Source organism: uncultured Megasphaera sp., from assembly GCF_958350005.1.
Lineage (GTDB): Bacteria > Bacillota > Negativicutes > Veillonellales > Megasphaeraceae > Megasphaera.
In genome coordinates, this window is sequence record NZ_CATWFF010000070.1 from 1 (window position 1) to 10,339 (window position 10,339).

General features: G+C 51.7%; 9 protein-coding genes. 8 read left to right on the forward strand and 1 reads right to left on the reverse strand.

Annotated elements, in window-relative coordinates; translation table 11 throughout:
- The first annotated feature begins 145 nt into the window (after positions 1–145).
- Positions 146–2,035, forward strand: coding sequence for a carbon starvation protein A (locus tag Q3886_RS05520; RefSeq protein WP_301860172.1), 1,890 nt, complete (start codon positions 146–148; stop codon positions 2,033–2,035).
- A gap of 95 nt (positions 2,036–2,130) precedes the next feature.
- On the opposite strand, the gene Q3886_RS05525 is transcribed toward Q3886_RS05520, so the two are convergent.
- Entirely contained in the window at positions 2,131–3,261 is a 1,131-nt protein-coding gene (locus tag Q3886_RS05525; protein WP_301860173.1) for an SLC13 family permease, read from the reverse strand.
- Between the two features lie 213 nt (positions 3,262–3,474).
- Between Q3886_RS05525 and Q3886_RS05530 the strand changes: the two genes are divergently transcribed.
- From Q3886_RS05530 to Q3886_RS05560, 7 genes are all read left to right on the forward strand, one after another.
- Positions 3,475–4,272 carry a hypothetical protein gene (locus tag Q3886_RS05530; protein WP_301860174.1) on the forward strand — a complete coding sequence of 266 codons (798 nt, stop codon included), beginning with the start codon at positions 3,475–3,477 and terminating at the stop codon, positions 4,270–4,272.
- Between the two features lie 11 nt (positions 4,273–4,283).
- Positions 4,284–5,396: an ATP-binding protein gene (locus tag Q3886_RS05535; RefSeq protein ID WP_301860175.1), complete on the forward strand. Its 1,113-nt coding sequence runs from the start codon at positions 4,284–4,286 to the stop codon at positions 5,394–5,396.
- Positions 5,397–5,401: 5 nt separating this feature from the next.
- Entirely contained in the window at positions 5,402–6,802 is a 1,401-nt protein-coding gene (locus Q3886_RS05540) for a VWA-like domain-containing protein (protein WP_301860176.1), read from the forward strand.
- Positions 6,803–6,979: 177 nt separating this feature from the next.
- Positions 6,980–8,263, forward strand: coding sequence for an FAD-dependent oxidoreductase (locus tag Q3886_RS05545; RefSeq protein ID WP_301860177.1), 1,284 nt, complete (start codon positions 6,980–6,982; stop codon positions 8,261–8,263).
- Positions 8,264–8,271: 8 nt separating this feature from the next.
- Entirely contained in the window at positions 8,272–8,562 is a 291-nt protein-coding gene (locus Q3886_RS05550; RefSeq protein ID WP_301860178.1) for a ferredoxin family protein, read from the forward strand.
- A gap of 29 nt (positions 8,563–8,591) precedes the next feature.
- Positions 8,592–9,002, forward strand: a complete 411-nt coding sequence (locus Q3886_RS05555) for a hypothetical protein (protein ID WP_301860179.1) — start codon at positions 8,592–8,594, stop codon at positions 9,000–9,002.
- Positions 8,999–10,330, forward strand: coding sequence for a 4Fe-4S binding protein (locus Q3886_RS05560; protein ID WP_301860180.1), 1,332 nt, complete (start codon positions 8,999–9,001; stop codon positions 10,328–10,330). Before Q3886_RS05555 ends, Q3886_RS05560 begins: the two co-directional genes overlap by 4 nt.
- Positions 10,331–10,339: the final 9 nt, after the last annotated feature.

Sequence of the window (10,339 nt, forward strand, 5' to 3'; positions counted from 1 at the left end):
GTTCATTACAGGCATACATCGTCTTGTATTTTGAGAGGAGTAGTATATAATAAGATTCGACCTGAAGTATGAGTGGCTGTAACATGAACTATTGATTTCCATTATAAGCCCAGTACTTCAAAAATCTAAAAGGAGGTTATTTTGTATGAACGGTTTGTATTTAGTTATTATCTCTGCATTAGTTTTCGTACTGGCATACCGTTTTTACGGCGCATTTATTGCTGCTAAAGTATTAACAGTCAACCAGTACAAAGTCACACCGGCATTCCGCTTCGAAGACGGACATGACTATGTTCCTACGAACAAATACGTCGTATTCGGCCATCACTTCGCAGCTATCGCCGGCGCTGGCCCTCTCGTAGGCCCGGTTATTGCCGCCCAGTTCGGTTATTTGCCTGGTGCCTTGTGGATTCTCATCGGCGGTGTACTTGCCGGTGCCGTCCACGACATGGTTATCCTCTTCGCTTCCATGCGGTATGACGGCAAGTCCATTGCCGAAATCGCAAAAGCCCAGATTGGTGACAAAATCGGCCTGGCAACGTCTTTCGCCGTATTGTTCCTGAACATCCTGGCTATGGCCGGCATGGCCGTCGTCATTGTCAATGCCCTGCATGACAGCCCGTGGGGCACGTTCACCATTGGCATGACCATTCCTATTGCTATCTTCGTTGGTCTGTACTTGCAGTTCCTCCGTCCCGGCAAAATTCAGGAAGCTACGATTATCGGCGTAGCCCTCGTATTGCTCGCCGTTGTCGTCGGCCCGTCCGTCCAGGCATCGCCTACGCTGGCTCCGCTCTTTACGATCAGCGCACAGGGCATCGGCATTGCCCTGATCATTTACGGTTTCATTGCCGCTGCTCTTCCGGTATGGCTCCTTCTTGCTCCGCGTGACTATTTGTCCACGTACATGAAAATCGGTACGATCGGCGCCCTGGCCCTCGGCATCATCGTCGTCGGCCCTAACGTCGAAATGCCGGCAGTTACTCAGTTCTGTGCCGGCGGCGGCCCCGTTATTACAGGTCCTGTTGTTCCGTACATTTTCATCACCATTGCCTGCGGCGCTATTTCCGGGTTCCACTGCATGATTTCCACCGGCACGACGCCTAAGATGCTGATGAATGAACGTTCCATTCTCCCCGTTGGCTACGGCGCCATGCTGACAGAATCCTTCGTCGGCATGATGGCCCTCATTGCAGCCTGTGCCCTGCAGCCGGCTGACTACTTTGCCATCAACTCTTCGGCAGCTCATTTCCAGGCTCTGGGAATGCAGGTAGTCGATCTGCCCATGCTGAACCAGATGGTCGGTGAAGACGTTGCCCATCGTCCGGGCGGTGCTGTTTCCCTGGCTGTCGGCATGGCTCATATCTTCTCCCGTATTCCGGGACTTGATCACCTCATGAACTACTGGTATCACTTCTGCATCATGTTTGAAGCACTGTTCATCATGACCATTATTGACGCCGGCACTCGTGTTGGCCGCTACATGGTTCAGGAACTGATTGGCCGCGTATGGCCGAAATTCGGCGATCCTCAGTGGCTCCCGGGCAACATCATCGCATCTGCTCTGATCTCCGGCTCCTGGGGCTACATCGTACTGCAGGGCAGCCTGTCCACGATTTGGCCTATCTTCGGCGTATCCAACCAGTTACTGGCTATTATTACGCTGGCTATTTCCACGGTCGTTATCTGCAGCCTGGGCAAAGCCCGCTATGCGTGGGTAACGGTCATTCCCTGGGCATTCCTGACAGTCGTTATTTTCTGGGCAGACTTCCTCAACATGTTTGAAATTTATCTGCCAAAAGGCGAAATGCTCATGTTCGTCGTTTCGGCTATTATGGCCGTCCTGGTTATCCTCATCAGCATTGCTTCTGTCAAGAAATGCCTGTATCTGGCCAAGACCGTTCCGGCAAGCTACGACACGACGGAAACGGTGGAAGCAGAAGAAATCAAGCATCTGGAACAACTCGTTGCCCAGCAGGATGACGAAGGTGCCAGAGCTAGACGCTTCAAAGAACTCACCATTGCTCATCATTAATCGTTAATGGCGCAGTGATCGCTTCATAACACAAAATACCCTCGTTGCTGACTTCCAGCGACGAGGGTATTTTCATAGGTCCCTGCAGGAAACGGTTATTTCATACAGTACCACAAAGCCAGTAATACCAGGAGAAATACCACGTTGGCAATGGTAAACAGACAGAAATACCGGCCCTTTTCCTGCGGCATTTCGACGGCAATCTGGCGATACGAAATCAGACTGGCCATGGAGGCAATGAGCGTCCCCAGGCCGCCCAGATTGGTGCCGACAATAAGATCCATAAATTTCTCCGTAAATCCCGACAGAAGCAGTGCTGCCGGCACGTTGCTGATACACTGCGATGCCAGGACCGCAATGACCACTTCCTGTCCGGCAATTTGCTGTGCCATCCATTCAGAAAAGGCCGGGATACGTCCTACATTCCCAATGAACAGGAAAAAAGCGATAAAGGTCAGGAGCAGCGAATAATCAACATGATACAGTACGTCACGGCGCGTACATAAGATACCGACGCCGACGAGCAGGAAGGCCAGCTCATACGGCAAGATACGTGCCACTGCCAGCAGACAGACCAGGAACAACACGGCATAGAAACACACAAGGCCACGATGTACGATGCCGTCAGGCTGTGCAATTCTGGGAACAGCAGACAAATCAGCAGGCAAGGTACGACAAAGCAGGATCGCCCAGCCGACAAGCAGCAACAGGGATGCCAGGCTATAGGGCAGCATGAGAACCACAAACTGCCAGCCAGTGAGGCCGCTTTGCCCGTATAAATACAGATTCTGCGGATTGCCCACAGGCGTTGCCATACTGCCCAGATTGGCAGCAATCGTCTGCATGGATATGACCGGAAGCACCAGCGAATGGTACAGCGAAGGGTCCAGACGGCGCAGAACGACAAAGGCAAAGGGAACAAAAGTAAGCAAAGCTACGTCATTGGTAATGGCCATACTGCCGAAAAAGCAGAGCCCTACCAGAGACAGCACCAGCTGCCTCGTCGTATGACAACGCTGCAGGAGCATCTTTCCCAGGCAGCTGAAAACACCTTGCCGCCGCATCCCGGTCATGACGGCCATGAGAGAAAATAAAATGGCCAGTGTGCGAAAATCCAGATAGGCAAGATACTCCCTGTCCGGAGGGACCCAAACCGCGGAAAGGACGGCCAACACGACTGCCACAATCAGCACGATTTCCTGCTTTACCAGTTGTCTGACTCTCATAAAATGCCTCATTTCCCCATACTGCCGTTACGACGATACACGCCTGTACAAAATAATGTATTCCCAGTATAGCAGAAGCAGGACCTCGAATAAAGCGGCATGGAGGCAGTTTTATCTAAAGAAAGTTCTTCTATGAAAATCTCATAACTAGAAGTATAATAAAATTAATGTAATATATGATGTCAAAATATATGAAGAAAAGGAATCACACTTATGGACACAGAAAAATACATGCGCATGATACGGAATAATCCGTATGTTATCGAGCGGATTGAAAATCCTACAGATGCCATGAAGCTCCTTGCCGTTCAGCTCAACGGCCTGGCACTGCAGTACATTCAAAATCCGACAGAAGAAATGCAGGAAGCTGCCGTCGCCAATACGGCCCGGGCTATCCAGTTTATTGATCACCCTTCAGAAGCACTGCTGCTGAAGGCCGTTCGCATGAGCTGGAATAATCTGGCCTATATCCCCAACCCGCCACAGGCACTCATAGACGCCGCACTGGCACAGTCCGGCTGGGCCATCAAATTTGTCTCCCACCCCAGCGAAACGATGCAGCTGGAAGCAGTGCGTAAAAATTATGACGCTATCAAATATATTCACGCCCCCAGTACGGCCGTTCAGGAAGAAGCAGTGCGTCAGAATTATGAAGCCCTTCGGTATATCGAACAGCCTGCTTCCAGCGCCGTATACCTGGCTATCCGCGAAAACGAGCAGGCCGTACGCCTCCTGGCCCAGCCAACGCACGAAGAACTGCTGCAGTTTATCCGCATCAATGTGCTGACCGTAAAATACCTGCCGCCGAACTGCGACGTATCGCGGCAGGAAATTAAAGACACCATTAAAGACGTACTGGCTCAGCAGGATGTAGACGAGCAGTACGTCCGCAACTTCATTAACTGCACGGCCCTGAACATGACGCCTATGGAAAAGGTCAAACTCGTCGATGCCTGGGGCAGTGCCAAAGCCCGTAAAATTACAGTAGATGAAAAATTAACCATTCAATAGGGAGTGTAATCATGAACTTTATCGATACTCTGCAAAGTGCAGAATTAGTATTAGCTGCCGGCGAAGTGCCTCTTCTCGTCGGCGAAACAGGCATTGGCAAAACATCTCTGGCCCGGGAAATTGCCAGAAAAAATGACTGGAGTCTTATCGGCATTGACGGCAATCTCCTGAAAGAAGGGGAAATCGGCGGCTTGCCAACAATCGAAACGTATGAACGACGCGACGCAGCCGGCCAGGTAAAGCAGGAAAAGACGACGATTTACGCCGTCCATAACAAGCTCCGTGCCATAGATGCAGAAATTGCCAAGGGCCGCACAGTCCTCCTGTTTATCGATGAAATCAACCGCTGTGAACATGCGGTGCAGCAGGAACTGATGAACCTTATTCTGAACCGGGAAATTAACGGCCATGTTCTGTCGAAGGACGTACGTATTCTTGCCGCCATGAATCCGACCAGCTCCTATGATTACGAAGCTGTAGACATGGATGCCGCCCAAAAGAACCGTTTTGTCTGGCTCTATATGGAACCGGATTACCTGCAATGGCTCGACTGGGCTGAAGAAGCGGGCATTGATCCGAAAGTGATGGAATTTATTTCGACCTTTCCGGAATATCTGGATCGGCACAATGACGACGATATTAACGCGACGCCGCGCAGTTACGAACGAATTTCTGCACTGTACAAAATCTACAAGGAACAGAAGCAGGCAATTCCGCAGTCTGTATTTTTCAATGTCATCCGCGGCAATGTAGGGAAACTGATTGCCGAAGAATTCGTTCATTTTGTGACTACCGATGCCAAGCCGCTTATTTCCTATGACGATGTATTTGCCGGCACACAGCTGAATCCTGCCCTGTCAGAACGGGTTACGGCAGAAAGCCACACTCGTCTGTATCTGGCAGCGAAAAACCTGCTGAAACGGCTGGATTCAACGATTGATGCCGACGGAAACGATGCAGGCGCCGCTATTACGCGTCTGATGGGATTTATATCTCTCTATCCTGTGGACCTGCGCATAGGCATTATGAAAGACATAAAGGCCCATTTTCCCCGTGTATATGCCCACGCTATTGACAGCAAAGTATTCGTAGACGCCTATTTCCAGGCCTTTCGCACGGTATAGCCGCCATGGATACGACAACACTGACCATCGAAGCGACGCAGCTGCTGCAGGAAGCCTCCATCATCGCCGATGATATACGAAAACAACATCCCCGTAAAGTACCGGTACCGCAGGCATTTTCCCGGAAATTCTTTGCCCTCGTAGACAAGCTGAACCTGCGGCTCATGGAAGATAAAGACAACTTCTATGGCTACTTTTTATTTCAAATGGGCAAATCCATTCGTTTCGACATAACCGATGCTTCCGCAGTGAACTTCAAGGGCACGCAGTATGTCATCTACTTCAATCCCCTGCAGTTCCTGCCTTTGTCGCCGGAACAGATGGAGACATCCATAAAACACCAGATTCTGCATATTGTCTCGCTGCACCTTATCCGGGCCCGTGAACTGCGCCATCAGTACAGCAGGCTGGCCATGAATCTGGCCATGGACGTCGTCGTCAATACCTATCTGGATCACCTGCCGCCCTTCTCGACGACCCTGGACTGGGTAAATATGAATTATGGCCTCGTCATGACGCCTTTTGAAAGCTTTGAATACTATGCGGACCACATTCAGACTGCCATCGATCTGAGGACAGATAAGAAGGATCTGCCAGAAGAAGAAAGCAAATCCGATGAAAACGTGTCTGTATCGTATGATGCCAAACACACCCATGACATCTGGGATGATTCAGATGATCTCGATACGCAGAGCCTGCAGAAATTTACAGCAAAATTCATCGATGCAGCCCATAAGGGGACCCTTTCCAACTATCTGGAAAGCATGATCGAGTCTTTGAAAGACGAAGAAAATGCCCTGCCCTGGCACTGGTACCTGAAAAAACTGGTCGGCTCCGTTGCCAGCGGCATAAAAAAGACGACCATGCGCCGCGACCGCCGTCAGCCATCGCGCCTCGATCTGCCGGGCCGTCTGCGCGCCCACAAGGCCCGCCTGTTCATTGCCCTGGACATCAGCGGCAGTATCAGCGACAGCGAATTCAAACAGGCCATGCAGGAAGTCCTGCACATCGTCCGCCACTATGACCACGAAGTGACTATCATAGAATGTGATGATGAGATTCGCCGCATCTACGCCGTACGCCGCCTGGAAGACGTCAAAAAACGTCTCGACGTCCACGGCGGCACAGCCTATTCTCCGGTCTTTGAATACGCCAATACCCATCCGGTAGACCTGCTGGTCTACTTCACAGACGGCAAAGGGGAAGAAAAATTAACGGTCAAGCCGCAGGGATACAAAGTCCTCTGGGTACTATCCGGACGAGGGACAACGCTGTCCGTAAAAGAACCGTACGGCCTGGTGAAAAAGCTGAAGCATCTCAGTGACTACGACCCTTCCCTCGACTTCGACGACGTCGAAAAAGGCGGATTCTCCATGAACAACCAGGAAGGTATCAGCATGGGCTGATGCTGCAAATATAACATCAGTACAACAACGCGCCGTCAGGCTTAGACCTGACGGCGCGTTTTCATTTGCAGAAAAACCGGCTGAAACAGCAAAATCTTCACAATTTCTCAAACATATATCCATGTACTCTTCATAGTATGCTCCTATACTAAGATCCGAACAAGGAGATGATATACTATGGCTTCTGAAAAAGACGCAGATGTCCTGATCGTCGGCGGCGGTCTGGCCGGACTGAGCGCCGCATATACATTGGCGAAAGCGGGAAAACAGGTGCTGCTTCTGGAACGGGGACCGCAATGCGGTGCCAAAAATGTCAGCGGCGGCCGCATATACGGCGCAGCCCTGGAAGACCTGCTGGGTCCGTCGCTGATGAAGCGGGCTCCCCTGGGACGACGTATCTGTCAGGAAGAACTGACACTGCTTTCAGCAGATACAGCAACGACAGTGTCCCACCAAATGGGCAAGACCAGTGCACGTAAATTTTCCTATTCCCTATTGCGGGCGCCTTTTGATGCCTGGCTGGCCAAGCAGGCCGAACAGGCCGGCGCTATGATCGCCACAGGCATGCAGGCAGAGGATATGCTGATTACGGATGGAACCGTAACCGGCATTCACAGCAAAGGAGAAACTATATCGGCCGATGCAGTCCTGCTTGCTGATGGTATCCACAGTTTTCTGGGCCAAAAAGCAGGATTGCGCCAAGACGTTGCCAGCAGTGCCGCAGGATTAGGTGTAAAGGCTGTAATTTCCCTGCCGGAATCTGTCCTGTACGATCGTTTTCACCTGTCTGATACACACACAGGGGCGGCCCATCTATACGCAGGCGAAACCGGCGGCATACCAGGAGGTGCCTTTCTCTATACCAATCCAGCCAGCATATCCATCGGCGTGGTGTTAAATTTGCACGATCTTGCCCAGTCCCGCAAGGATATCCGGCAAATCTGGCAGGATGTACTCCGCCACCCGGCTATTTCTCCGCTCCTTGCCGGCGGTACCATATCTGAATATTCCGCCCATCTCGTACCGGAATCGGGCTTTCAGGGCGTACCGGCCCGGCTCGGACGGCCAGGCTGTCTGCTTCTGGGCGATGCTGCCGGTTTCTGCCTGAACCTGGGCTTTACCATTCGCGGCATGGATCTGGCCGTCTGGAGCGGCATCGCCGCTGCTAAGGCCGTTCTTACCGCTCCATCAGCCAATGCGCTGCCGCAATATTACAAAAAAAACCTGCAGCCTCTGCTCTCGCTGATGAAGCGCTTTCGGAACTATCCGTCCCTTCTCGCAAATCCCCGTTTCTTCTCTGCCTATCCGCAGATGATAAATGAACTGATGGATGCCCTGTATACTATGCACGGAACGGACGCTGCCCCGTCACCGCTGAAAGCAGGACTGTCGATTGTACGCCGTACTGTCGGCATCCGTCACATTCTTACTGATTCCTGGGAGATGATCCGCTCACTATGATATCCAATATGACAACAGAAGATTTATTAGGATGCAACCGCTTCTCCATCGACGCGGCACATGCCCACATTCTCGTCGATACGTCCCGCTGTCTGCACTGTCAGGAAAAACCCTGTCTGCGCTGCTGTCCTGCCCATCTGTATGTATGGGATAACGCCCGGCAGACCCTGCATTTTGACTATACAGGCTGTCTGGAGTGCGGCACATGCCGTCTCGTCTGTGCAGAAAACGGAAACGGCGGCATAACGGCCTGGTCCTACCCGCAGAAAACCTTTGGCATCCACTATCGCCAGGGCTGATCTATTATCCTGAAAAGGAGAGACTATTCATGAAAGATGTACTAAAACAAAAACTGACTGTCTTAAGTGCAGTTCTCGTGACCTCGCTGTTCTGGATGACGCCAGGTCCGTCTCTGGCCATGGATATGCCGCCGGAAACAGCATCACAGACGCAGTCCATGGACAACATGCCCGGCATGAACCACAATGACGCCATGCAGGGACATACGGAATCCATGGACAACATGCCCGGCATGAACCACAACGACGCCATGCAGGAACATATGGAATCCATGCACGACATGCCTGGCATGGAATCTCCGGAACAAACACCGGCAAGCGATCCGGCCTGGCCTATTTTACTGACCTTTCTTGCCCTATCTGTTATCGTCATTATTGCTGCCGCTGTTCTGCGGGCCAAGCAGACAAAGCCAGCTCATCGAGGAGGCCCTAACCCATGAAATCCGTATCTTCCTTACTTACCCGAATGATGCACAGCCGCTGGTATCCGGGAATCATTCAATATCCCGTATTAGCAATCTTTATTTTTATTACGTATGAACTCTTTTTCGGCCCCATCAATGCCCATCATAATGTAGGCACAGCACTGACATGGGTATTATGGTGGCCTCTGCTGCCGCTGCTCTTTTTGCTGAGCGGCCGTTTCTGGTGCGCCATCTGTCCCTTTGCTACCATCAGCGATGCAGTACAGCGCCTGGTCGGCAACAACCGGCCTGTGCCCCGTTTTCTCAAAAAATATGGTATCTGGCTAATCGATGCCTTCTTCATTGCCATTACGTGGAGTGACCATGTTTTCGGCATCGTAGAATCGCCGCGCGGCTCTGCCTTTATGATGGTGCTCATCGCCTTGGGTGCCATTACGGCCGGCGCCTTCTTTGAACGCCGTACATGGTGCCGCTATATCTGTTTTCTCGGCGGCCTGGCCGGAAACTATTCCCGAACCGGTCTGGTCCAGCTCCGCGGCACGCCGTCTATTTGTCAGAACTGTAAGACTGCATCCTGTTATCGCGGCAGCAGCGCAGCCAAAGGATGTCCCATGTTTGAATACGTCCGCACCATGGACACCAGCGCCCGCTGCAATCTCTGCGGCCGCTGCGTAAAAAATTGCCCCAATCATTCCATTCACGTATCTCTGCGCCGACCCTTCAGTGAACTGTGGTTTATTACGCGGCCGCGCTATCAGGAATCCTTCCTGGCCGTCGTCATCATGGGCATCGTATTCGTGCAGAACATGACTATGCTCTCGTTCTGGCAGCACTGGCAGACAGCATTGGAAACACTGCTCCATACGCAGAATTATGCCATTACCTTTACGATTATTTTCCTCATTGCCATGGCCATACCGGTTGGACTGCTCTATCTGGCAAGCTGGGCTATGTCCCATATGAACAGTGAATCAACGCATATGAATTTTGCCCGCTTCGGCTATGCCCTGATTCCGCTGGACTTTTCCGCTCACATGTCCCACAATCTGTTTCACCTGCTGGCAGAAGGAAATACGCTCATTAATACGGGGAAAGCTGCACTGGGCTTAGGGGCATCCAACCTGCCGCCAGCCGTTCTCTCCATGGGAACCATACAGATTCTGCAATATCTGCTGCTCACTATCGGCGGCCTGGGTTCGATATATACAGCCTACAGAATCGCCAAAGCCAATTACAGTAATACCCGGCCGGCCAAGATCATCATTCCCATGCTCCTCCTGCTCGTCGTCCTCTTCCTGGTCAACGCCTACACCTTCTCTCAACCCATGATGCACCGTATGTAGTCTATGACC